Source organism: Mesonia mobilis DSM 19841 (assembly GCF_000423405.1).
GTDB lineage: Bacteria > Bacteroidota > Bacteroidia > Flavobacteriales > Flavobacteriaceae > Mesonia > Mesonia mobilis.
On the sequence record NZ_AUHX01000013.1, the window covers coordinates 1 to 24140 of the forward strand.

General features: G+C 34.4%; 19 protein-coding genes and 1 rRNA gene. 9 read left to right on the plus strand and 11 right to left on the minus strand.

The window, feature by feature from the left end:
- A 16S ribosomal RNA gene (locus tag G551_RS0110170) occupies positions 1–142 on the minus strand; the annotation flags it as partial.
- 748 nt (positions 143–890) lie between these two features.
- Here G551_RS0110170 and G551_RS0110175 point away from each other — a divergent pair.
- The 4 genes from G551_RS0110175 (at position 891) to G551_RS0110190 (ending at position 2562) form a co-directional block, all read left to right on the plus strand.
- Positions 891–1250 carry a DoxX family protein gene (locus tag G551_RS0110175; RefSeq protein WP_027885484.1) on the plus strand — a complete coding sequence of 120 codons (360 nt, stop codon included), beginning with the start codon at positions 891–893 and terminating at the stop codon, positions 1248–1250.
- Position 1251: 1 nt separating this feature from the next.
- Positions 1252–1833 (plus strand): alpha-ketoglutarate-dependent dioxygenase AlkB family protein, encoded by a 582-nt coding sequence (locus G551_RS0110180; protein WP_027885485.1) that lies wholly within the window; start codon positions 1252–1254, stop codon positions 1831–1833.
- 103 nt (positions 1834–1936) lie between these two features.
- The gene (locus G551_RS0110185) at positions 1937–2287 is read left to right on the plus strand and encodes a SpoIIAA family protein (protein WP_027885486.1); all 351 of its coding nucleotides are present in this window, start codon (positions 1937–1939) and stop codon (positions 2285–2287) included.
- A complete protein-coding gene (locus tag G551_RS0110190; RefSeq protein WP_027885487.1) occupies positions 2287–2562 on the plus strand; it encodes a TIGR03643 family protein in 276 nt (91 codons plus the stop codon). Before G551_RS0110185 ends, G551_RS0110190 begins: the two co-directional genes overlap by 1 nt.
- A gap of 2 nt (positions 2563–2564) precedes the next feature.
- On the opposite strand, the gene G551_RS0110195 is transcribed toward G551_RS0110190, so the two are convergent.
- Positions 2565–3350, minus strand: a complete 786-nt coding sequence (locus tag G551_RS0110195; protein WP_027885488.1) for a S1/P1 nuclease — start codon at positions 3348–3350, stop codon at positions 2565–2567.
- A 150-nt stretch (positions 3351–3500) separates the two neighbouring features.
- On the opposite strand from G551_RS0110195, the gene G551_RS0110200 reads away from it, so the two are divergent.
- Genes G551_RS0110200 through G551_RS0110215 form a run of 4 tightly spaced genes read left to right on the plus strand, consistent with a single transcriptional unit; the run spans position 3501 to position 7308 of the window.
- Positions 3501–4427, plus strand: coding sequence for an alpha/beta hydrolase (locus G551_RS0110200; protein WP_027885489.1), 927 nt, complete (start codon positions 3501–3503; stop codon positions 4425–4427).
- Positions 4428–4438: 11 nt separating this feature from the next.
- The gene (locus G551_RS0110205) at positions 4439–5248 is read left to right on the plus strand and encodes a Cof-type HAD-IIB family hydrolase (protein ID WP_027885490.1); all 810 of its coding nucleotides are present in this window, start codon (positions 4439–4441) and stop codon (positions 5246–5248) included.
- Positions 5249–5262: 14 nt separating this feature from the next.
- Positions 5263–6528 carry a DUF819 family protein gene (locus G551_RS0110210; RefSeq protein WP_027885491.1) on the plus strand — a complete coding sequence of 422 codons (1266 nt, stop codon included), beginning with the start codon at positions 5263–5265 and terminating at the stop codon, positions 6526–6528.
- Positions 6529–6573: 45 nt separating this feature from the next.
- Positions 6574–7308 (plus strand): DUF4369 domain-containing protein, encoded by a 735-nt coding sequence (locus G551_RS0110215; RefSeq protein WP_027885492.1) that lies wholly within the window; start codon positions 6574–6576, stop codon positions 7306–7308.
- Positions 7309–7369: 61 nt separating this feature from the next.
- On the opposite strand, the gene G551_RS0110220 is transcribed toward G551_RS0110215, so the two are convergent.
- From G551_RS0110220 to G551_RS0110255, 8 genes are read right to left on the minus strand one after another with little or no spacing between them, the layout of a single operon-like run.
- Positions 7370–7636, minus strand: coding sequence for a hypothetical protein (locus G551_RS0110220; RefSeq protein ID WP_027885493.1), 267 nt, complete (start codon positions 7634–7636; stop codon positions 7370–7372).
- A 36-nt stretch (positions 7637–7672) separates the two neighbouring features.
- A complete protein-coding gene (locus G551_RS0110225; protein WP_036243688.1) occupies positions 7673–8650 on the minus strand; it encodes a type I phosphomannose isomerase catalytic subunit in 978 nt (325 codons plus the stop codon).
- The gene (locus tag G551_RS0110230) at positions 8643–9104 is read right to left on the minus strand and encodes a peroxiredoxin (RefSeq protein WP_027885495.1); all 462 of its coding nucleotides are present in this window, start codon (positions 9102–9104) and stop codon (positions 8643–8645) included. Before G551_RS0110230 ends, G551_RS0110225 begins: the two co-directional genes overlap by 8 nt.
- A gap of 3 nt (positions 9105–9107) precedes the next feature.
- Positions 9108–9518 (minus strand): 6-pyruvoyl trahydropterin synthase family protein, encoded by a 411-nt coding sequence (locus tag G551_RS0110235; RefSeq protein ID WP_027885496.1) that lies wholly within the window; start codon positions 9516–9518, stop codon positions 9108–9110.
- Entirely contained in the window at positions 9518–10030 is a 513-nt protein-coding gene (gene idi, locus G551_RS0110240; protein ID WP_027885497.1) for an isopentenyl-diphosphate Delta-isomerase, read from the minus strand. The genes G551_RS0110235 and idi overlap by 1 nt, the downstream gene beginning before the upstream one ends.
- A gap of 38 nt (positions 10031–10068) precedes the next feature.
- On the minus strand, positions 10069–12411 hold the full coding sequence (locus tag G551_RS0110245) for an OmpA family protein (protein WP_027885498.1): 2343 nt from the start codon (positions 12409–12411) through the stop codon (positions 10069–10071).
- A 12-nt stretch (positions 12412–12423) separates the two neighbouring features.
- Complete coding sequence (locus G551_RS0110250) at positions 12424–13359, minus strand: PorP/SprF family type IX secretion system membrane protein (protein WP_308426723.1); 936 nt, start codon at positions 13357–13359, stop codon at positions 12424–12426.
- A 14-nt stretch (positions 13360–13373) separates the two neighbouring features.
- Complete coding sequence (locus G551_RS0110255; protein WP_027885500.1) at positions 13374–21902, minus strand: T9SS type B sorting domain-containing protein; 8529 nt, start codon at positions 21900–21902, stop codon at positions 13374–13376.
- A 231-nt stretch (positions 21903–22133) separates the two neighbouring features.
- Between G551_RS0110255 and G551_RS0110260 the strand changes: the two genes are divergently transcribed.
- On the plus strand, positions 22134–23720 hold the full coding sequence (locus tag G551_RS0110260; RefSeq protein WP_027885501.1) for a peptide chain release factor 3: 1587 nt from the start codon (positions 22134–22136) through the stop codon (positions 23718–23720).
- Between the two features lie 74 nt (positions 23721–23794).
- On the opposite strand, the gene G551_RS0110265 is transcribed toward G551_RS0110260, so the two are convergent.
- Positions 23795–24115 carry a DUF3467 domain-containing protein gene (locus G551_RS0110265; protein WP_027885502.1) on the minus strand — a complete coding sequence of 107 codons (321 nt, stop codon included), beginning with the start codon at positions 24113–24115 and terminating at the stop codon, positions 23795–23797.
- Between the last annotated feature and the right edge of the window lie 25 nt (positions 24116–24140).

The window sequence follows — 24140 nt, forward strand, 5'->3', positions numbered from 1 at the left end:
CCAGTAATAGGTAGATTGTATACGCGTTACGCACCCGTGCGCCACTCGTCAGCCAGAGCAAGCTCTGCTGTTACCGTTCGACTTGCATGTGTTAGGCCTGCCGCTAGCGTTCATCCTGAGCCAGGATCAAACTCTTCATCGTTGTTTTTTAAATATATTTACAATACTTAATTTCCAACTCGGAATTATCGTTTACTCTAAACTAATAAAGTAAGACTCAAAATTTAAAAATTAGCTATTTAGCCTTAATTCGTTTTTACTGTCAATCAATACTTCAATGAACTCTTCTACTTCCACTCTTTTTAAAGCTTCCGTGTTGTCGAAAATAAAGGAATCGAACCTTCAACTCTATCGCGCCATCCCGGCTTTTCTTGTCATAATTTTTTGAGAACTTTAACGCTTTCTGCGTTTGCGGGTGCAAATGTAAAACTTATTTTTAATTCAACAAATAAAAATTAAGTTTTTTTTTATTTTTTTTATTTTTCAGCCTTACAAGATACAAATTCTACCTCTAAAACTCAAAAATTTCAACCCTTTTCAATGAACTTAGCTTCTTTCTGAAAGCGGATGCAAATGTAAAACCTTTTTATTTACTAGCAAGTAAAAAATGAAGTTTTTTTTAATTTATTTTTTCAGCTTCTTTTAAGTAATCTATACTCCCCAAAACCGCCATAAACTCAACTCCAATCTAACTTTACAATAAACATCGCTCCCTCTGAAAGCGGCTGCAAATATACGTCTGTTTTTCCTTCCTAAACAAACTTTTCTTCAACTTTATTTAAAGTTATTTTAATAACTCAATCTAAATACCAAACGAGCAGTTAGTTAGAATGATAAATTATTTTGAGATTTCTTCTTCAATTATTATTTATACCTTTAAATAAAAACATATGAACTATCCTTGGCACTTATATGTGATGGCTTTTCTATATGTATTGGCCGGTATAAATCACTTTCTAAAACCTAAAATATATCTTAGAATTATGCCTCGATATTTACCGGCGCATAAATTTTTGGTGTATTTAAGTGGTATTTTCGAGATCGCTCTTGGGATCGGTGTTTGCTTTTCTGCTACTAAAAACATTTCATTATACGGGATCATTGCGATGTTAATTGTTTTCTTGCTAGTTCATTTTTATATGTTGAGTTCTACAAAAGCTGGAGCAGGATTACCAAAATGGTTATTAGTTCTTCGAGTTCCGCTTCAATTTGTATTAATGTATTGGGCTTATTATTACTTGTCTTATTAATATGAAAGCAATCGATCTCAACCTCCCCGACTCTACCTTATTATATTACCCAAACTTTTATTCCGCAGAAAAAGCAGATGAATTATTCAACGAGTTGCTTGATGCTATTAATTGGAAGGAAGAGCAAATTAGAGTGTTTGGTAAATTACATTGGCAACCTAGACTCACCTCATTTTATGCGAATAACACGAACACTTATTCTTATTCTTCTTTAAAGATGGAACCAAATCCGTTTTTTTCAACTTTAAAAAAAATTAAAGAAGATGTTGAAAAAATTGCAGGTGTTAACTTCACCTCTTGCCTTGCCAATTTATACCGCGACGGAAAAGATAGCAATGGCTGGCACGCCGATGATGAAAAAGAGTTAGGCAAAAACCCGATTATTGCTTCTGTAAGTTTAGGCGCCAATCGATTTTTTAAGTTTAGACACAAAAAAGATGCGCAACTTCAGCATAAATTACTATTAGAACACGGTAGTTTACTTATAATGAAAGATGAAACACAACATTTTTGGAAGCATCAACTTCCGAAAACTCAGAAACACGTTGAAAAAAGAATTAATCTAACTTTCAGAATTATTTAATTTTTTCAGCTTTAAGAATTGTTAACGCTTTGAACCTTAAGTTTTAAATGTTGTTTAAGAGATTTTAAATCAATTTGCACTTAGTTTTGTAATAAAAAGTTGAATGATATCACTAGAATCTAAGGGAAATACAATTTATACCATTGCCGAAAAGAAGTTGGATAAGGAGGATTATAGACAGTTGATTCCGTTTTTAGAGAGAAAGACCGATTTTAACGACCATATTAATTGGTATTTTGAAATGAAAGATGTCGAGGGAGCCAAAGCAATTGCTGCTTGGAAAAATCTAAAAATAAATATAGATTACAATAATCAGCTTGATAAGATCGCGATGGTTGGCGGTAAAGAATGGCAAGATTGGTTAACACAACTTATGAAACCATTTAGCAATGCTGAAATAAAATATTTTACACAACAACAAAAAGAAAGAGCACAAAATTGGATCGAGGACTAATGGAAAAATTTACAGATCGAGAAGTAGACAGAATTATAGAAATGGCTTGGGAAGACCGAACCCCATTTGAAGCGATTGAATTTCAGTTTGGTTTAACCGAAAAAGATGTAATTAAGTTTATGCAAAAACATATGAAACCTTCTAGCTTTAGAATGTGGCGTAAACGAGTACAAGGCAGAAAGACGAAACATCAAAATTTACGACCAGATGATGTAAAAACTTTTAAATCTTCAAGACAAAAACACATCTCCCACAACTCGATCTCTAAACGATAAGTTTACGCAAAAATATCATTCAAAACTTTTGCTAATCGAATACCACCTTTTTGAAGTTGTGTTCTCGTTTGTGTAAACCAATCGTACATATATCTATAGTAAAGTTTATCGCCATCTTCTGTACCGGCGTAAACTTTTTCAACTAGATTTTGAGAATCTTTTGCCCAGTCGATTACCGAACCACTTTGAATAGCTTTTAATTCAGATTTTGTAAGTTTTTCTTGATTCATCGCCAAGTCTGAATAACTCATATCGAAAAACTCGATCATCTCACTATCCCAAACTCGGTGTAAATTAGAACTTTTGTTAAACCATTTTACATCAATATCGTTACCCCCTTTATCATCTTCGTGCCCAACGTGTAATGGCTGATGCAAATCACCTACTAAATGCACCAACATTTTTAAGTAAAATTGCTTATCTGCTCTAGAGGTTTCTTCAGCTTTGAGTTTTGCCACACATTCTTCGATCGCCCAAATTAAGTTTTCATCTAACTCGTCTTTAACTTCAGCATAGGTTTTACCGCTAGGAATATTTACATAATGCCACTTGCTGTATTTTCGGTAAGCAGGATCACTTTTAATATCGTCTCCAAAAGTAGAAACAAATGCTAAAGACTCTCCGTCTAATAATTCTGTGATCTTCTTTAGCGTTTTCTTTTTTAAATAACCTTCTGCGATTTTTGCGGTGGTTCGATGTCCGTTCTTACCCCAATCACCTTTTTCACCGGCAAATGTTATTGTGTTTATACCTATTAAAACAACTAGCAGAAAATATCTCAATTTCATTTTGTAAACTTTAGAGCCGCTAAACTACAAAAGAAGATTTAATATTTCTTCATTTTTAAGATTACTAAACAATTAATAAGTAGGATAAAAGTTATACTCCTAGAAAGAAGATTATTTTATTATATTTTTACGTAGCAAAAAAATAAACCTATGAGAGTCTTATTATTTACTATTGTTTTATTGCTGAATTTCTTCAGCATTCAAGCGCAAGACAATTTTATTGCCAACGATTTAAGAATTAATCAATATGTTGAAGGAACACTTTTGGCACCCAGACAAGAAACCGTTCCGTTAGCGATCATCATCAACGGTTCTGGCCCGATCGACCGAAATGGAAACGAAATGATGACCAAAAATAATTCTGCAAAAAAATTAGCGGAAGCTTTAGCAAAAAAAGGAATTGCAACATTTAGATACGATAAACGAACCTTAAAAGCACAACAGCTAAATATAGATGAAAAAGATATGCGCTTTGATGATTTTATCGACGATGCAAAAGCTGTGATCAAACGTTTTACTGAATTACCTAACTATTCTAGCATATATATTATAGGTCACAGTCAAGGTTCTTTGGTCGGGATGATTGCCGCACAAGAAAAAGCTGATGGTTTTATAAGTATCGCCGGCGCCGGGCAAACTATAGATAGTTTAATTGTGGAGCAAATTGGCAGACAAATGCCGGGATTAGAAGAAAGCGCCAGAACTGCATTTAATGAATTAAGAGCAAACGGAAAGGTAAAAGACTACAACCAAGGTCTGGCTTCTTTGTTTAAAAAATCAATTCAACCCTTTATGTTTTCTTGGATGAAATACGATCCGCAACAAGAAATAAAAAAATTAGAAATGCCTGTTCTAATTATCAACGGTGATAATGATCTACAAGTAAACACCAATGAAGCTAAAAAATTAAAAGATGCAAAACCCGATGCAGAACTCGTAATTATAGAAAACATGAATCATATTTATCGAATTATAGATAAAAACGACGATATTGCGAACCAAAAATCTTATAATGAACCTCAACGACCAATTTCTAACGAAATGGTAGAGCAAATTTCAAATTTCATATTAAACTAAGCCCCAAAATTATGAGCTATAAAATTGTATTTTCAGATATCGACGGAACTTTATTGAACAAAGACAGAGAATTATCTGAAAGAACGATAAAAACCATTCAAGAAATTAAAGATGAAATTCCGGTAGTTCTAATTTCAGCACGTATGCCACAAGCTATGCGTCATCTTCAAAAACAATTAGGTATCGAAAATCAACCTATTATTTGTTACAATGGTGGTTTTGTGCTTATCGACGAGCAACCGGTAAGTTCTACCGCGATCCCGGTACAAACAATTGAAGAGTTGGCAAAATTCAACCAAAACACGAATGTGCATTTAAGCCTTTATAATGGTGAAGAATGGCACGTACCAGATTACGATTATTGGGCAAAACGCGAAGAGCGCAATACAAAAGTTACGCCATCGATCACACATATTGATACTGTAATGAACGATTGGGGCAAACGAGAACTTGGCGCACATAAAATTATGTGTATGGGTGAAGAAGATAGAATTGAAGAAATGTTTCAGTTTTTAAATGAAAACTATGGCGATAAATTACATGTTTATCGTTCTAAAGAAACTTATATTGAAGTTGCCAATAAACAGATCTCGAAACTTACTGCAATAGAATATCTTCTAAAAAATCATTTCAACCTTTCTATTGAAGAAACCGTTGCTTTTGGCGATAATTACAATGATGTTGAAATGATTAATGGTGTTGGTATGGGTGTTGCCGTTGCAAATGCCAGAGAAGAAACCAAAAAAGTTGCTAATAAAATTACCGACGCAAGTATCGATGATGGTGTGGCAAAAACTTTAGAAGAATTATTTTTAAAATAAACCGATAAAACTTTATGGAAAAAGTACCTTTTATAGAAAACGACGCCATAGTTTTAGGAATGTTAATGCTGCTCTTAGGAGCAGTTTTTTATACCTCATCGATAAAAACAGGATTTTGGGCAAAGTTTTACAAATTTGTTCCGGCATTATTGATGTGCTATTTATTACCGGCGATTTTAAACTCTACACACGTTATCGATTCTGAAAATTCTCAACTTTACTTTGTTGCCAGCAGATATCTTTTACCGGCATCATTGGTATTAATGACGTTGAGCATCGATCTAAAAGCTATTTTTAATCTCGGACCAAAAGCATTGATTATGTTTTTTACGGGAACTATTGGTATTGTGATCGGCGGACCTTTAGCGATTTTAATCATTTCTACATTTTCACCAGAAACTGTTGGCGGCATTGGTCCCGATGCAACTTGGCGTGGATTAGCAACACTTGCCGGTAGTTGGATTGGCGGCGGAGCTAACCAAGCAGCGATGCTCGAAATTTTTAAATTTAACCCAGAAAAATATGGCGGGATGGTTTTTGTCGATATTGTTGTTGCAAACTTATGGATGGCCATTATCTTATTAGGGATTGGAAGAAATAAAGCTATCGATAAATGGTTTAACGCCGATGCTTCAGCAATTACAGCCTTAAAAGATAAAGTTGAAAATTATACCAAAAGTATTACCAAAAATCCCAGTCTTACCGATTATATGATTATGTTGGCTTTAGCTTTAGGAGCTGTTGGTATTGCACATTTTGGAGCCGATAATATTTCTTCATTTTTAACTTCTAATTTTGAAGTTTTTAATGACAAGAGTTCTGCCTTGGCATCATTTACTTCAACCTTCTTTTGGATGATCACAATCGCTACTTTAATAGGTATATTACTTTCATTTACCAAAGCAAAACAATACGAAGGTGCAGGAGCAAGTAAATTAGGAAGCATTTTTATTTATATTCTCGTAGCCACCATCGGGATGAAGATGGATTTAACGATGATCTTCGATAATCCCAATCTTATTTTAATCGGTTTAGTTTGGATGGCCATTCACGCAATTTTATTAATTGTCGTAGCTAAGATTATTAAAGCACCGTTTTTCTTTTTAGCCGTGGGTAGCCAAGCGAACGTAGGCGGCGCGGCATCTGCGCCTGTTGTTGCTTCGGCGTTTCATCCTTCATTAGCTACCGTTGGCGTGCTCTTAGCCGTAATGGGTTATGTGGTAGGAACCTGGTCTGCTTATGGTTGCGCAATTTTAATGCAAATCGCTTCCGGAAATTAGTAATTGTAGAAAAAAATAAGATATTTGTAGCCCTATTTTTAAGATATGAAAAAGCTATTTTTATTAGGTTTAATTACCGCATTTATCGTTGCTTGTTCTAGCAAAGAAACTAACTTTACCTTATCGGGAAAAGTTGACGGACTCAAAAAAGGAACACTTTATCTCCAAAAAATTGAAGATACTACGATCGTAAATGTAGATTCTCTAAATGTTGATGGAGATCCTGAATTTATTCTACAAGACAATATCGATGAACCACAAATCTTATTTCTTTATTTAGATAAAGTTGATGGCGATAAAAATGATGATATTGTAGAGTTTTTTGCTGAAAAGGGTGAAATGACCATTAACACCACGCTGAAAAATTTCACTTTTGATGCTGAAGTAAATGGCTCTAAAAATCACGTAAAACTGAAAGAATATCGTGATATTATGAAACGCTTCAACAATCAAAACCTCGATTTAATAAAAGAAAATTTTGAAGCGCAACAGGAAAATGATGAAGAAAAAATTCTAGCGGTTAACAAAAAGTACGAAAACAGTTTACGCAGAAAGTATTTATACACCGTAAACTTTGCGATCAACAATAAAGATTATGAGGTTGCGCCATACATTATGCTTACTGAAGCTTTTGACGCAAACACCAAATATTTAGATACTGTTTATAATTCTTTAGGTAAAGAAGTAAGAAAATCTAAATACGGTAAAGAGTTAAAATCGTTTATAAAAGAGAGAGAAAAGTTAGATAAATTAGAAGAGAAAGTTGAGAAGAGAGACTAAAACTTCCTTTCAGTAAAAAGCATAAAAAAAAGCGGAATTATTAAATTCCGCTTTTTTTTGATTAAAGTTCGTTCACTCGTTTTACTAAATCTTTAGCTTCAGTTTCTAATTCTTTGCTAACTTGTTTTAGATGAGCTCCTCTATTTTCAACTTCTTTATTGTTTATTTTTACAATAAAACCATTAAAAGAAGTAATTGCATCTTCTACAATTTGATCTGATTTTGAATGATCTTCTTCAGGATTTACAATCTGATGAATGTATGCGGCTTCAATAATATCGCCCATTACATAATTAAGATCACGCTTTAAAGTTCTTACGCTTGCCATAATTTACTAATTTGATGGCGCAAAAGTAATCTAAAATCATATAGTGACCTCTAATAATGTTGCATTTTTTGAAGTTATTTTCACTTCATTAAAACAAGCCGGTATGAGTAAGGTTTCACCTAATTCTAATGTTTCTGTAAAACCTTCAACCTCTACAGTTGTGGTTCCTTCAACATTCATATAAATCACAAAACTATCGGTAGCAGAATAGTCTAATGTTAACGACTGTGTGAGTTTGATCTCTTTAGTTTTAAAATATTCATTTTCTACTAAAGCGGTTTTTTTGTTCTCTGCAGAAGTATATGAAACTTTATATTCGTTATTTGCATCAAAATCGATGGCTGCTTTTGCTTCTTCTGTATGTAATTCGCGCTCATTACCTTCACTATCTTTTCGCTGGTAATCGTAAACGCGATACGTAATATCTGAGGTTTGTTGTATTTCTGCTAGCACAACACCTTTACCAATCGCGTGAATTAATCCGGGTTTAATAAAAAAAGTATCCCCGGGTTTTACGACTTCAAAATTCAGAATTTCTTCAATATTATTTTGTTGAAGCGCTTGGTTATAATCGTCAATTTCGATTCCGTTTTTAAAACCTACGATAATTCCGCAGTCTTGATCGGCTTGCATAATGTACCACATTTCTGTTTTGCCGAAAGAATTGTGGCGCTCTTTTGCTAATTTATCATCAGGATGTAATTGTACCGAAAGGTTTTCTTTGGCATCGATAAATTTAATGAGCAACGGAAACTTATTGCCGAAAGCTTGATAGATCTTCTCACCTACTAAGTTTTCTTTATATGTGTCAATGAGTTCTTTTAGAGAAGTACCTTTTAAACTTCCGTTAGCAACAATAGAACAATCACCTTCCACATCGCTTATTTCCCAACTCTCTCCTACTTGATTTGATGTAGTTTCTTTATGTAGATAGGTTTTTAATTTACTACCGCCCCAAATTTTGTCTTTTAAAATAGGTTGAAATTTTAGCGGATGCAGTTGCACATCATTCATTCGTAATCGATTTTACTGTCTCTAACGCTTTTTGCATATGTTGCGCTGAACTTAAGCTGTTAAATTTACACTGAATTATTCCATTTTTATCAACTACAAATGTTTCTCTTCCGGGAATTAAACCTAGCAGATGACCTTTTACGCCAAATTTTTTACGAATATCTTCTGTTGGATCTGAAAGAAAAGTATAAGGAAGATTGTATTTATCGCTGAATTTTTGATGAGACTCCACAGAATCTGAACTAATGCCAATTAACTCGGCACCCAATTTCTGGAATTGCTCGTAACTATCTCGAAAACTACAAGCTTCTTTGGTACAACCCGGAGTAAAATTTTTAGGATAAAAGTAAATGACTAATACTTTTTTACCGACAACCTGATTGGATTTAAAAATATTACCTTGATGGTCGGTTAATGAAAAAGAAGGTATTTGATCGCCAACATTTAGTTTCATAAGCTATTCTCCATAAGTTACAAAATTACGTGGAGTTTCATAAAGTGTTACCTTTAATGATAAGTTTGAAGGTATTTTTTTTCTAAGCTTATTCCAAATTACAATAGATATATTTTCTGCCGTTGGATTGAGCTCTTTAAATTCTTCTACTTCAAGATTTAAATTTTTATGATCGAAAGATTTTTCAATTTTCTCATAAATTAAATCTTTTAGAAACTTCATATCGATCACAAAACCGGTTTCTGGATCTACCGCTCCTGTAACAGCAACAATTAATTCGTAATTGTGACCGTGGTAATTTGGATTGCTGCATTTACCAAAAATCTCTTCATTTTTTTGGTCACTCCATTCTTTTTTAAATAAACGATGTGCAGCGTTAAAATGAGCCTTTCTATGAACGGTTACTTGACTCATTATTTTATGGTATTATAATGCTTATCGAAAATAATTTTAAACCAAGCGGTATAATTAGCCGGATTTTCTTGAAGATCTTTTTTGATCGCTTCAAGACTCATCCATTTCCAAGCAGCAACTTCATCTGGATTGATATTTGGTTCTCCATCGTACTTCCCTATAAGAATATAATCGAATTCGTGCTCGCTCAAACCATTATCGAAGGGCGCTTTATAAATAAATGAAATGGTTTCTTCCAGCTCTGTTGTAAAGCCCATTTCTTCCATTAGTCGGCGTTTACCGGCATCGATATTGCTTTCGCCTTCTCTTTGGTGGCTGCAGCAAGTGTTGGTCCACAATCCCGGAGAATGGTATTTAGATAAGGCACGTTGTTGCAACATTACCTCATTTTTTTCATTATAAACAAATACTGAAAATGCGCGATGAAGAAGAGCTTTTTCGTGGGCTTCAATTTTCTCCATTAAGCCAATTTGCTCATCCTTTTCGTTAACAAGAATTACTTTTTCTTTCATAGTTTTCAAAACTACAAAATCAAACGTTAATTTCTTACTTAATAAATTCTTTTATCGCCTTTTAATTTGATTACAAATGAACCTTTAAAACCTTTAGACAATACTTCTTTTTTATAACGATTAGCCTCTGCTTTGGTCTGAAATTGCCCCGAATAATAGCGAGTATAACCATCATTTACATATTTATGATGAAATACATTATCTAACTTATCGAAAGAGATAATGTTTCGACTAAGCTTAGTTGCAGCAATTTGTACGGTATAAACTTCCAGAGCATTTTCAGAGTTAAAATCGTAACTACCCGTATTTTGTACTACTCTTTCTGCTTCTTGGGTTCTTACTTCTTCAAAACCATTTTGTTTAGCGATTGCGCTTCTAACTTCTTCTGGTGTTTGGTTTTCATTTAAAATAATAAACTCAGATCGACGATTAAGCGCATGTTCTTCTTCTGTACAATCTACTCCATTAGCACAATCGTTCATAAGTTGAGTTTCCCCATAACCTTTACCGGAAACACGACTTACGCTAATCCCGTTATCTATTAAATATTGTGCGGTAGATTTTGCTCGTTTATCTGAAAGGTATAAGTTGTATTGATCTTTACCTCGACTATCTGAATGAGATCTAATATCGATTTTCATCGAAGGATATTTCTTTAAAACCGCTAAGACTTTTTGTAATTCGACAGCAGCATCGTTTCTTATATTGAATTTGTCAAGGTCGAAATAAATTGGGTCTAATTGAAGTAAATCACTCAAATCGTCTCCCATCCCGGCTTTTTCGATACCTAAGTTATCTCCTTCTTCAATGGTAACTGCTAAGGGAACATTTTTCTCAAATTCTGAACCTGCTTCAAGCATCTCTTCAGTTGGCTCAAAATCATCTTTAGATATACGAACAATATACTTTTTATCACATTCTAAAGTAAACTCATAAATACCTTCTGCGTTCGTTAAGGTTGAATCAATTTTTTCAAAATTTTCATCAAATAATTCAACAGTAACACCTTCTAACGATTCATTAGAGGTTGCTGCTGTAATTTTACCGTCAATATATTGTTGACAAGAAGTAATTAAATCTTCAATTTGATTACTTGCATAAATATCATCTTCACCTTTTCCTCCATCACGATTAGAAGCAAAGTAACCTTTTTTAAGTTCATTATTAATAATGAAACTAAAATCGTCTTTAGAGCTATTTATGGGTCTTCCTAAATTAAAAACTTCACCATACTCTCCGTCATCTTTAATTACTGAAACAAAAATATCTAAACCGCCTAAACCAATGTGACCATTGGAAGAGAAGTAAAGTTCATTATTCTGACTTATAAAAGGAAAGTTTTCTCGGCCCTCGGTATTGATATTATCTCCTAAATTTTGCGGAATACCAAAGCTACCATCTTCAAGAATATCGACTACAAAAATATCTGAAAGACCTAACGTTCCAGGCATATCAGATGAAAAATAAAGTTTTGTTTCTTTTGGATTTAATGCAGGATGAGCAATTGAATAATTATCACTTGAAAATGAAAGTTCTTTAGGCTCTGACCATTCTGAATTTAAACTTTCTCTGGTTGATCTATAAATCTTTAAAAAGTTAATTCCCTCTTCACTTTCTCCGTATTCTTTATTATTATAATTGTTTCTTGTAAAATAAATCGTTAAACCATCTTTTGTAAAAGTAGCTGAAGACTCATGAAACTTAGAATTGATTATTTTAGGTAAACTAGTTGGGCTACCTTTTATAGTTTGCTCCTCATCTAGTTTAACACTATAAAGATCTAAATAAGGCTGCTTATTCCATTCGTGTACTCTTTTTACTGAAGATCCCGTTTCACGATTAGATGCAAAAACCATTTGATCGAGATAAATAGTAGGTGAAAATTCTGATAATTCTGAATTAATATTTGTTTTCTCTAATGAAAATCTTCCAGATTGCAATTCTATTAATTCTAAATAATTTCTTTCTCCTTTTAACTTAGTAACCCTCGAATCTGAATCTACTCCTTTTTTTTTCTCAAATTCTAACATCATCGCGTCAGATTCATCGTAATTTTGGTTACTTTTTAGAGCCATCGCATATCTAAAAAGATAATCTGCATCTAGATTACCTTCTTTTAATTCATAAAGCTCTTTATACCACTTTTTTGATTTAGGTAGATCTCCATTAAAATAATAAGAGTCACCTAGTTTTTTAAAAAGGTTTTCAGACTTGTAACCAGCTTCAGCCACTTCAAGATAAACTTCTCTAGCATCGATAAACGCGTATCGATCAAACATCTTATCTGCCTCTTCTAACTTATCCTCTTGTGCAAAACCAAGTTGAAAAACGATAAATAATAAAAGTGTAAATTTTAGGTTAAGTGTGTAAGGGTATTTCATAGACTAATAAAATTAAAAGAATCTTGGGGTAACCATTTTATTATAACTTTTAAAAAGGTCGAATCTTAAAAAGGCTTCAAAACTTCCGCCGCTATATTCACTAAATTCTGTTGTATCTGCATCATATGCTACTCCTAAAAGTAATGAATCTGTAATTTGAAAGCCTGCCATAGCACTTACCGCAGAGCTCCATCTATAAGCAGCTCCAATAGTAAATGTATCGTAAAGTAAAAAATTAGCAGATACATCTACCTGTAAAGGCGATCCGGTCACTAATTTAGATAAAATTGCTGGTTTAAACTTAACATCACTAGATATCTCAAATACATAACCCGAAATTAAATAATAACCTATTCTTTCTTTAGCAACAGATGAACCATTTGGAGACTCATCAAAATGTTCTGTTTCTAAAAGATTAGGAGCACTTAAACCTACGTAAAATTTATCTGAGTATAACATTACCCCTAATCCAACTTGAGGTGATATTTTTTGATCGACATTATTAGGTTGAAAATTTGCATCCGTTTCATCATAAATATTTAAACGGCTGTAATCGACATCTAGTAAATGGGCTCCCGCTTTTAAACCAAAGTTTAATTTTGCTTCATCAAAAACTTCTATACTATAACTAAAATTTCCATCTACAACTGTTTCTCTTGCAGGACCTATACGATCATTCATAATGTTAAGACCTACTCCTACTTTTTCATTTAAAGGTGTATGCCCACTTAAAGTTTGTGTAGTTGGCGCTCCATCTACTCCTACCCACTGTGATCGATGTAATAATACTGCACTTAACATATCACGCGACCCCGCATAAGCAGGATTCACGCTAAGCGTATTATACATATACTGAGTATACTGAGCATCTTGTTGTGCAGTGACCGTTTGGTTACTTAAAAAGCACAAAAATATCAGTATAAGAATATTTAAAATTTTATTCATCATTTATAATGCCTTACTTAATTGATATACAAGTAACCTTCTCTATTTAAAACTTCACCCGAATTAGATCGTACTTCTAAAATATAAAAATAAGTTCCTGATGGAAGTTTTGCGTCTTGTTTTATTGTTACTCTACCTTCACTATAACCTCTAAAATATTTTTCATTTTGCCCATAACCAGAAACTTCATAAACTTTGGTTCCCCAACGGTTAAAAATCAATAGTTTGTTATCTGGAAAGTTTTGAATTCCTTCTATTCTTAAGTAATCATTCTGACCATCACCATTAGGACTAATTGCATTAAAAACTTCTAACTCGTTAGGCTCGATCTCATCTATATAAAAACCATCTACTTCAAAATAATCTTGTCCTGTAGAAACTGTAGTAAGTGTTGGATTTGTACCTTCTGACTGTAAGACACTGCTAAATAGAGGTGAATTTTGAATTAGCACAAAACTTTCAGCTTCTCCTACAGGAACTCCTGCCGACCAATTACCATTTGCATCTGAAACTACCGTTTGGACTAATCCTAGCTCATCACTTACTTCTACTTCTATATTAGCAATATCAATTTCTCCTACATCTTGAGTTCCGTTAGCATTAGTATCGAAATAAATATGACCATTAAGCGTATTTGTAGAAAACTCCGGAACAAAATAACCGTCTATTTCATTGAAGGTATCTCCTACAGTTACCTGAGTGGTTGTTGGATCTGTTCCTTCAGATTGTATAAATTGATTAGGGAAATCTGGATCTAAATTATCGATATCTGATACTACTTCTCCTGGTAAAACATTTATCGTCCAATCTCCTGTTGCATTTGAACTAACAATTTGTTCACCGCCTAAGAAATCTGTAATTAATACATCGATGTTTGCTAGATCTGGTTCACCTGTATCCTGAGTTCCGTTTCCATTTGAATCGATATATATATGCCCGGTTAACGTACCTAAACTACTAACAGGAACTGTATAACCATCAATCTCTGAAATTAAACCACCTGCAGCAATAACAGCGTTTGTTGGGTTATCACCTTCTGTTTGCAATGGGTTAGGTAAAAATTCTGGATCATTTTCATCGATTATTGATGTGGTTGTTCCTTCAGGAACTGTAAGCGACCAATTACCGTTACTATCGGTTACAACGATTTGGCTAACTCCTACAGAATTTATAATCTCTACATCTATATTTGGTAAATTTGGTTCACCTGTATCTTGAGTTCCATTTCCATTTATATCGTAATAAAGATGGCCTTCAATATTTGCGACACCTAAACTTGTATTCGTGAAACCATCTATTTCTTGATTGTTAGAGTTTGCTAAAACATTTGTTATAGTAGGATTGGTTCCTTCCGTTTGAACAGCTCCTATAGGAAAATCTACATCAAGCACATCAATTTCTGAAGTTGTATTTCCTTCAGGAACACTAATTACCCAATCGCCATTCACATCGGTTTCTAACGTATAAATTGCTCCAAAAGCATCTGTAATTGTAACTGTAACGTTTGGTAGGTTAGGTTCTCCTGTATCTTGAGTTCCGTTACCATTTGTATCGTAATATAAATGTCCTGCAAGTTCACCAGAATCTAAATCTGGGTTATTAAACCCGTCTATTTCACTATTATCGGCACCTACAACCACAGTGTAAGTCGTTGGGTTTGTTCCTTCCGTTTGAACGGCTCCATTGGGAAAATCTGGATCATTTTCATCTACTGTTGTAGTTAAATTTCCTTCAGGAACTAGAAGTGACCAATTACCATTTGCATCGGTTTCAACCACTAATGAGATATTAAAACTGTTTACAATTTCTACATCAATATTTGGTAAATCTGGTTCTCCTGCCTCTTGTATACCATTTCCATTTGAATCATAATAAACATGACCAGAAGCAACTGCTGTATTAATATTATTCAGGGTATAACCATCGATCTCTTCAGCAACATCATTACCATTAAAATTATGGCTTGTAGGGTTGGTTCCTTCTGTTTGCATTGCTCCCGTTAGAAAATCTAAATCATTCTCATCGATTAAAGATGTTGTATTTCCTTCGGTAACTACAATAGACCAATCTCCATTTGCATCGGTTTCTAGAATAACTAATAAACCTAAAGAGTTTACTACTTCTACATTTACATTAGGTAACGGTGGCTCTCCAAAATCTTGTGTGCCATTACCGTTAACATCGTAATATAGATGTCCTGATAAAGTTGCTGTCTCAAAAGATGGCATAGCATAACCATCGACCTCTTCATTTGTGCTTCCTGTAGTTACATTTGTAATGGTAGGGTTAGTTCCTTCGGTTTGAACAGCTCCAATTGGAAAATCTGTATCATTTTCATCTATTAAAGATGTCGTATTACCTTCGGGAACCACAATAGACCAGTCTCCATTTACATCGGTTTCAATTACTTGAACACCTCCAAAGAAATCGGTTATAGTTACATTTACGTTAGGAATATTTGGCTCACCTACATCTTGAGAACCATTACCATTGGTATCGTAGTAAAGATGGCCCGATAAGGTTGCTGTACTAAAATCTGGATTAAAGAAACCATCTGGCACTTCATTAATAGCAGAACCACTCACTACATTTGTTGTCGTAGGATCTGTTCCTTGAGTTTGAATTAAACCATTTGGAAAGTCTGGATCGGTCTCATCAATATCACTTATAGTATTTCCTTCTGTTGTTAATATAGACCAATTACCATTTGCATCGGTTTCAACCACTATTTGCAAACCTAATGAAGTTGTTATTATTACATCTATATTAGCCATATCAGATTCATTTATATCCTGTATTCCATTACCGTTAAAATCAAAATATAAATGTCCTGCTAATGTCTCTGTAGATAATGTTGGTAAAACATAACCGTCTGTTTCTTCTATCGGGCTTCCTGTTACTATATTTGATACGGTTGGGTTTGTTCCTTCTGTTTGAACAGCTCCTGTTGGAAAATCTGGATCGTTTTCATCGATTAAAGATGTTGTATTTCCTTCAGGAACCAAGATAAACCAATCACCATTTATATCGGTTTCAATAGTAGAAATAAGCCCTATTGAATTTGTTATCTGAACACTAACATTAGGCAAATGAGGTTCTCCAAAATCCTGAGTACCATTACTGTTCACATCATAATATAAATGACCTGACAATTCTTCTGAAGAAGTATTTTCTATATAGAACCCATCAACTTGAGAAATAGTAGTTGCTGCTACAATTACAATAGAAGTAGGATTTGTTCCTTCGGTCTGAATCGCTCCTGTAGGGAAATCTATATCTGTTTCATCTACTAAAATCTCTGTAGAACCTGTTGGCAAGTCTATATTCCAATTTCCTTGATTATCGGTAACTAATGTGAATTGACCTCCTAACGCATCAGTAATTAGAACATCGATATTTGGCATATCGGGTTCACCTAAATCTTGTTGACCATTTCCGTTGGTATCATAATAAACGTGCCCATCGATTGTACCTAATTCTAAATCTGGATCGAAAAATCCGTCTGAAATTTCGGTATTTCCACCTGATGTCACCTCGGTAATAGTTGGATCTGTTCCTTCGGTTTGCACAAAGCCTGTTGGATAATCTGGATCAGATTCATCTAACTTAGATTCTGTATTACCTAGCGGAACCAAAATAGACCAATCACCATTCACATCGGTTTCTATAGTTGAAAGTAGACCATATGCATTAGTAATAAATACATCTAACTCAGGTATATTAGCTTCATTAGCTTCTTGGTTTCCATCACCATTATAATCGTAATACACATGACCAGAAAGTACCGCGGTTTCTACACTTTCCAAATAGAAACCATCTACTTCTTCGTTAGTAACACCGGCGATTACCATAGTTGTGGTTGGATTATCACCTTGTGTTTGTATAGCTCCTGTAGGAAAATCTAGATCATTAACATTAACTTCTGAAATAGTCACACCTGTTGGTAATAAGATAGACCAATTACCATCCTCGTCTGTAAAAACTGAGATTTCATTACCTAAAGAGGTAGTTATAAAAATTTCTACGTTAGGAAGATCTGGCTCTCCCACATTTTGTGTTGAATTACCATTGGTATCATAATATAAATGTCCTGATAGTTCTGCTAATTCAACATCTGGATTATGAAAACCGTCAATTTGAGAATTATCATTTGCTTCTAAAACATTTATAACTGTAGGATTTGTACCTTCTGTTTGGATAGATCCTGCAGGAAAATCTGGATCTGTAACATCTACTGTCACTTCTGTTGCTCCTTCAGGAACCGAGATCGACCAGTTTCCTTCATCATCGGTTTCTACTGTTGTGGTTGCTCCAAATGAATCTGTAATAATGATATCTATATTTGATAAATTAGGCTCTCCAGAATCTTGAACACCATCACCATTAGTATCATAGTAAACATGTCCCGTAGCATCTACAAAAACTAAATCTGGGTTGTAAAAACCATCACTTTCTTCTACATTGCCTCCTGAAACAACCGTAGTTAAAGTTGGGTCTGTACCTTGAGTTTGTATAAAACCTGTTGGGTAATCTACATCTAATTCGTCTAACTTAGACTCTGTATTCCCTACAGGAACTAAGATTGACCAGTCTCCGTTAGCATCGGTTTCAACTGTTGACACTAAACCAAAAGCATTAGTTATAAATACGTTTAGAGAAGAAATATTTGCTTCATCTATTTCTTGGTTACCATTACCATTATAATCATAATACACATGACCGGACAATACAGATGTAACTATGCTTTCTAAATAAAAACCGTCAATTTCTGTTGAAGTTTCTCCAACAATTACTGTCAAAGTCGTTGGGTTAGTTCCTTCTGTTTGGATAGCTCCTGTAGGAAAATCTAGATCTGCTTCATTAATGTTTGTGATCGTTGTTCCTACCGGAATATCTAATTCCCAATTTCCATTTTCATCTGTAATTAACGTGACTTGGTTTCCTAACGAAGTTGTTACAAAGACTTCTACATTTGGTAAATTAGGCTCTCCTACATCCTGAATTCCATTACCATCCACATCATAATACAAATGACCAGATATTGTACTCACATCTAATGTTGTATTATAAAAACCGTCAATTTGAGTGTTATCACCTCCAAAAATAACATTAAAGTTTGTTGGGTTTGTACCTTCGGTTTGTATAGAGCCCACTGGAAAATCTGGATCATTTTCGTCTACATATATTTCTGTATTTCCTTCTGGTACTTGAGTAGACCAATTACCATCTGCATCTGTTTCCAAAAACTGAATCCCTCCATAAATATCGATCACTTCTACAGAAATATTGCTTAAATCAGGCTCTAAATCTTGCTGAACACCATCACCGTTAGTATCGTAATAAACATGACCGCTAATTTCTACGTTTGTAAGATCTGGTAAATAAAAACCATCATCGGTTTCAGCAAATAAACTTCCTGCAGTAAGAATTGTTTCTGTTGGATCTGTACCTTCAGTTTGTATTGAACCCGTTGGAAAGTTAATATCTGACTCATCTATGTTTGATATTGTACTTCCTACAGGAACTGTTACTTCCCAATTCCCAAAAGTATCGGTTTCTAGTATGGATGTTTGTCCAAAAACATTTGTGATTTCAACATCTACATTAGGTAAATTAGCGTCACCTAGATCTTGATCTCCGTTATTATTATAATCAAAGTATAAATGACCCGATAATGTTGTGGTTTCTACATTAGGCTCAAAAAATCCATCTATTTCTGTATTATCGCCATTCTCAACGACATTTGTTGTGGTCGGGTTGGTACCTTCTGTTTGTGTATTTCCGGGAATAAAATCTGGATCATTTACATCAATTAAAGAAACCGTGTTACCTGTTGGTACCTGCACAACCCAATCTCCATTTTCATTAGTTTCTACCACTATAATACCTCCGTTACTTGTCGTTATCTGAACAGAGATATTAGGCAAGTCTGGCTCTCCTACATCTTGCGTTCCATTACCATTCACATCATAATACACATGACCGGTTAAGGTTTCAATAATAAGATTAGGATTATGGTAACCATCATTTTCTGCAATAACCGTGTCTGAATCTATAATGGATACGGTTGGGTTGGTACCTTCTGTTTGAATAACATTGTCAGGAAAGTCAGGATCAGTTTCATCAATTTCAGAAATTGCTTCTCCAACAGGTAAAATCACAGACCAATCTCCATTGATGTCCGTTTCTAAACTATAAGTATTACCTATTAAATCTGTTACCGTTACGGTTATATTGGGTATATTTGGTTCTCCGACATCTTGAACACCGTTTCCGTTGGTATCATAATATACGTGACCAGTCAATTCACCTTCATCATAAAAACCGTCTGGTTCTTCGTTTACAGAAACTCCTGTTTGAACAATAGTGGTTGTTGGGTTGGTCCCCTGTGTTTGGTTACTGAAATTAAAAATAAAATCAGGATCTGATTCATCGATATTTGAAGTAGTAGGACCGGAAGGAACATTTGCCTGCCAATCTCCATTTGCGTTGGTGGTTACCGTAAAAATATTGCCCAGAGCATTTGTGATTACTACATCTACATTCGGCAAACCAGGTTCTCCTGTATCTTGTACTCCATTATTATTTACATCATAATACAAGTGCCCCAATAAAATTCCAACTTCATACCAACCATCATTTTCTGTAAAAACTGTTTGATCGATTAAAACTACCGATGAGCTTGGGTTAGTTCCTTCGGTTTGAGTCGCTCCTGTAGGGAAATCTGGATCATTCACATTTACTAAAACTGAAGCATCACCAATTGGAATATCATCTATCTGCCAATTACCATCTGCATCTGTTTCTACTATATGAGTTCCGCCTATAACATCTGTAACAAGCACCTCTACATTAAGCATATCGGGCTCTCCGGCATCTTGTGTACCGTTACCATTCACGTCAAAATATAAGTGACCGGTTAGCGAACCTTGTTCGAAGAAACCATCTGGCTCTTCTTGTAGTGTTTGATTATTTACTACCGTAGTGGTAGTTGGGTTGGTACCTTGGGTTTGAATAGAACCTATCGGAAAATCAACATCAGCCCCATCTATTAAAGAAACTGCATTACCGATTGGTACTTGAACAGACCAATTACCATTTACATCTGTAATTAAATTATAAACTTGCCCCTGACTGTCGGTAACGTCAACATTCACATCAGGCATATTTGCCTCTCCAGGATCCTGAACACCATTCCCGTTAGTATCAAAATATAAATGCCCAGTTAGTTCCCCTTGCTCATAGTAACCATCATTCTCTGAAAACACAGATTGATTACTCAACACTAAAGTAGTAGTCGGATCTGTTCCTTCGGTTTGAATAGCTCCTGTAGGAAAATCGGGATCTGTTTCAACAACATCAGAAATTGTCTCACCTGCTGGTACAAATATATCCCAATCTCCATTTGCATCAGTAATTACAGAATATTGCCTCCCAATAAAATCTGTAATTATCACCTCTACATTTGGCATATTTGGTTCATCAGTATCTTGCATACCATTACCATTCACGTCAAAATACAAATGTCCTGTTAGTTCTCCTTCTTGATAAAAGCCATCATTCTCTGAGAATACTGTTTGATTGTTTACTACTGTAGTAGTCGTCGGGTTTGTTCCTTCAGATTGTATTGCACTAACAGGAAAATTGGGATCAGAAATATCAATTTCATCGATGGTAGGCCCAGCAGGCACCTCTACAATCCAATCACCGTTTAAATCAGTTTCTACGACATATACTTGACCTTGACTATCGGTTATATTAACATCTACATTAGGCATATTTGGTTCGCCAGCATTTTGCACACCGTTCCCATTGTAATCAAAGTATAAATGACCTGTTAAAAATCCTTTCAGGTAAAAACCATCATTATCTGTAAAATTATTTTGACCTCCCAAAACTGTAACCGATGAAGGATCTACACCTTCTGTTTGAACAGCTCCTACAGGAAAATCGGGATCTGTTTCATCGATATCTGCAATTGCAGTTAAAGCCGCAACAGTAGCCATCCAATCCCCACTCACATCTGTAGTAACTATTTGCTGAACTCCTAAATAGTCTGTTACCACAACATCTACGTCAGGCATATCGGGTTCTCCTGCATCCTGAGAACCATTTCCATTCAGATCAAAATATAAATGCCCGGAAACATCACCTACAAAATAGTAACCATCAACACCCCCAAAATTTAGACCTCCAACCGCTAAAGGAAATGCAAACATCGATGTAGGATTATTACCTTCAGTTTGTATGTAACCCGGAGGCAAATCAGTATTATCTACATTAATATTAATCACCCCTATACTAACTGTTGCAGACCAATCTCCATTAGCATCTGTAGCTACCGCTTGAGATATCAAACTACTATCTACAATAATCATATCTATATTAGGCAAACCGGGTTCACCAGGATCCTGTGTACCGTTACCGTTCACATCTCTATAAACCCTACCATAAACCTCAGTATCTAATTGGGCAGAAATTGTCTCAAAACTCGAAATACCGAGAAAGAAAAGTAATAAAAAGAGAAATTGTAATTTTTTTTCCATTAACAACTATCTAATAACCTACATATTAATGCTTTGTAGAGGGAATTCTATTTTAGTGTTAAATTTACACAAATAATTCTAACTCATTAATTTTTTTTTAGACAAATAAGAAAATTATTAACAGCATATTTCACAAACATATACATTTTATCTAATAATAATACCTTTAATCGAATTAATTTTTAATTCTATATTCTTGTTAAGGCTTTAGAAAAGAATATCTTTGCAGCCATGAGTTTTATAGAAGAAATAAATAGAAGAAGAACGTTTGGTATCGTTTCTCACCCCGATGCCGGTAAAACAACTTTAACAGAAAAACTCCTACTTTTTGGAGGAGCGATTCAAGAAGCCGGTGCGGTGAAATCTAACAAAATTAAGAAAGGTGCTACGAGTGATTTTATGGAAATTGAGCGTCAAAGAGGTATTTCTGTAGCTACCTCTGTTCTCGCATTCGAATACCGAGATATTAAAATTAATATTCTAGATACACCAGGTCACAAAGATTTTGCTGAAGACACGTTTAGAACTCTTACTGCTGTAGATAGTGTGATTGTGGTTATCGATGTTGCAAAAGGTGTCGAGGAACAAACAGAAAAACTTGTTGAAGTTTGTAGAATGCGTAAAATCCCGATGATTGTTTTTATTAATAAAATGGATCGTGAAGGTAAAGACGCATTTGATCTTTTAGATGAAATCGAACAAAAATTAAACCTTACCGTTTGCCCACTTAGTTTTCCTATCGGAATGGGATATGACTTTAAGGGGATTTATAACATTTGGGAAAAGAACGTTAATTTATTTACCGGCGACCCTAGAAAAGATATCGAAGAAACCGTTGAAATTTCAGATTTAAACGATTCAGAATTAGACAATTTAATAGGCAATAATGCAGCAAATACTTTACGCGAAGAATTAGAATTAGCGCAAGGTGTTTATCCAGAATTTGATCAGGATGCCTATAAAGACGGAGATTTACAACCTGTATTTTTTGGCTCTGCTTTAAATAATTTTGGAGTTCGTGAATTACTCGATTGCTTCGTAGATATTGCTCCTTCACCACGACCTAAAGAAAGTGACACTAGAGTTGTAGACCCTAAAGAGAAAGGTTTTACTGGTTTTGTATTTAAGATTCACGCCAATATGGATCCTAAACACCGCGACCGTTTAGCTTTCATTAAGATTGTTTCAGGTAAATTTGAACGTAATGTACCCTATTTACACGTACGACACAATAAAAAATTAAGATTTAGCAGTCCGAATGCTTTTTTTGCTGAAAAGAAAGAAATCGTTGATGTTTCTTATCCTGGAGATATTGTTGGACTACACGATACCGGAAATTTTAAAATTGGTGATACACTTACGGAAGGTGAAGAGCTGCAATATAAAGGAATACCAAGTTTCTCTCCAGAACATTTTAGATACATTAACAATGCAGACCCGATGAAATCTAAGCAATTAGAAAAAGGGATCGATCAATTAATGGATGAAGGAGTTGCGCAGTTATTCCGTTTAGAATTGAATAATAGAAAAGTTATCGGTACCGTTGGTGCACTTCAATATGAAGTAATTCAATATCGATTAGAGCACGAATACGGAGCGAAATGTACTTACGAACCTTTAAATGTGCATAAAGCTTGTTGGGTAGAACCTGAAAATGAAAAAAGTGAAGAGTTTAAAGAATTTAAACGTGTAAAGAACAAATTCTTAGCAAAAGATAAACGTGGGCAGCTTGTATTTTTAGCAGATTCGATGTTTAGCTTGCAAATGACTCAACAAAAATATCCTTCAATCAAATTTCATTTCACTTCAGAATTTTAAAATAAATTCAGTTTAAAGCATAAAAAAATCCCTGAATACTCTTCAGGGATTTTTTATTATAACTGTTGAATTAATTAAGCCTGACCTGTAGGTCCAAAATTTAATGGAATTGGTGGCTTATCGTAATCTTTAATTTCGCCGTGAGCTTGCTCAAAACGGTTGATATTATCTCCTAAAGCTTTTAAAAGGCGTTTAGCGTGTTGTGGAGTTAGGATAATTCTAGATTTCACCTTACTTTTTGGTGCACCCGGCATAATATTTACAAAGTCTACCACAAATTCTGAAGCAGAATGATTAATGATCGCTAAGTTACTGTAAGTCCCTTGTGCGGTAGCTTCATCTAACTCAATATTTAATTGTTTTTGGTTAGCCTTTTTATCTTTTTCTTCACTCATAATCTTGTGTATATAAAAGAAAAGC

Coding starts and splice junctions, on each gene's coding strand:
- G551_RS0110175 (WP_027885484.1), top strand. CDS start 891: ATGAACTATCCTTGGCACTTATATGTGATGGCTTTTCTATATGTATTG.
- G551_RS0110180 (WP_027885485.1), top strand. CDS start 1,252: ATGAAAGCAATCGATCTCAACCTCCCCGACTCTACCTTATTATATTAC.
- G551_RS0110185 (WP_027885486.1), top strand. CDS start 1,937: ATGATATCACTAGAATCTAAGGGAAATACAATTTATACCATTGCCGAA.
- G551_RS0110190 (WP_027885487.1), top strand. CDS start 2,287: ATGGAAAAATTTACAGATCGAGAAGTAGACAGAATTATAGAAATGGCT.
- G551_RS0110195 (WP_027885488.1), bottom strand. CDS start 3,350: ATGAAATTGAGATATTTTCTGCTAGTTGTTTTAATAGGTATAAACACA.
- G551_RS0110200 (WP_027885489.1), top strand. CDS start 3,501: ATGAGAGTCTTATTATTTACTATTGTTTTATTGCTGAATTTCTTCAGC.
- G551_RS0110205 (WP_027885490.1), top strand. CDS start 4,439: ATGAGCTATAAAATTGTATTTTCAGATATCGACGGAACTTTATTGAAC.
- G551_RS0110210 (WP_027885491.1), top strand. CDS start 5,263: ATGGAAAAAGTACCTTTTATAGAAAACGACGCCATAGTTTTAGGAATG.
- G551_RS0110215 (WP_027885492.1), top strand. CDS start 6,574: ATGAAAAAGCTATTTTTATTAGGTTTAATTACCGCATTTATCGTTGCT.
- G551_RS0110220 (WP_027885493.1), bottom strand. CDS start 7,636: ATGGCAAGCGTAAGAACTTTAAAGCGTGATCTTAATTATGTAATGGGC.
- G551_RS0110225 (WP_036243688.1), bottom strand. CDS start 8,650: ATGAATGATGTGCAACTGCATCCGCTAAAATTTCAACCTATTTTAAAA.
- G551_RS0110230 (WP_027885495.1), bottom strand. CDS start 9,104: ATGAAACTAAATGTTGGCGATCAAATACCTTCTTTTTCATTAACCGAC.
- G551_RS0110235 (WP_027885496.1), bottom strand. CDS start 9,518: ATGAGTCAAGTAACCGTTCATAGAAAGGCTCATTTTAACGCTGCACAT.
- idi (WP_027885497.1), bottom strand. CDS start 10,030: ATGAAAGAAAAAGTAATTCTTGTTAACGAAAAGGATGAGCAAATTGGC.
- G551_RS0110245 (WP_027885498.1), bottom strand. CDS start 12,411: ATGAAATACCCTTACACACTTAACCTAAAATTTACACTTTTATTATTT.
- G551_RS0110250 (WP_308426723.1), bottom strand. CDS start 13,359: ATGATGAATAAAATTTTAAATATTCTTATACTGATATTTTTGTGCTTT.
- G551_RS0110255 (WP_027885500.1), bottom strand. CDS start 21,902: ATGGAAAAAAAATTACAATTTCTCTTTTTATTACTTTTCTTTCTCGGT.
- G551_RS0110260 (WP_027885501.1), top strand. CDS start 22,134: ATGAGTTTTATAGAAGAAATAAATAGAAGAAGAACGTTTGGTATCGTT.
- G551_RS0110265 (WP_027885502.1), bottom strand. CDS start 24,115: ATGAGTGAAGAAAAAGATAAAAAGGCTAACCAAAAACAATTAAATATT.